The organism is Herbaspirillum lusitanum P6-12 (assembly GCF_000256565.1).
Taxonomy (GTDB): domain Bacteria; phylum Pseudomonadota; class Gammaproteobacteria; order Burkholderiales; family Burkholderiaceae_D; genus Herbaspirillum; species Herbaspirillum lusitanum.
This window is the reverse complement of the sequence record NZ_AJHH01000777.1, coordinates 1-399: the sequence shown is the minus strand read 5'-3', so window position 1 is coordinate 399 and position 399 is coordinate 1. Positions and strand designations below refer to the sequence as shown.

The window sequence follows — 399 nt, the reverse complement described above, 5'->3', positions numbered from 1 at the left end:
CGGCCTGGTTGATCTGTTCAATGCCCTGTTCGCTGCAGGACCAGGCGGCGAAGTTGGCGCAAGTTGTGAGCGTGTTCAAACTCGATAACGATCAGGTCAGTACTCGGGTCAGTACTCAGACTAGTATTCAGACTAGTATTCAGACCAATACTCAGCTCAATACGCAGACCGCGACCGCGCCGAAGGCGGCAGCACCGATGAGGAATATCACGCCGCAGCGTCCGGTCATCGCTGCGGCAAAATCATCGTCGCGCGAGGCCATGCCGGTAAAGACACGCACCATCGCGCCGCCGCAACCACGGCAGGCGCCGATCAAGGACAACGCCGACGACTGGGAAACTTTCTGATGTGCTGCTGATGTACTACTGAATGCAGCATGCACGTGCGGTCATGACCAGT

The 399-nt window shown here is 57.4% G+C and carries 1 pseudogene; it reads left to right on the top strand.

Features of this window, described 5'->3' with window-relative positions:
* Positions 1-347: pseudogene (locus HLUSI_RS33190) on the top strand (hypothetical protein); the annotation flags it as partial.
* Positions 348-399: the final 52 nt, after the last annotated feature.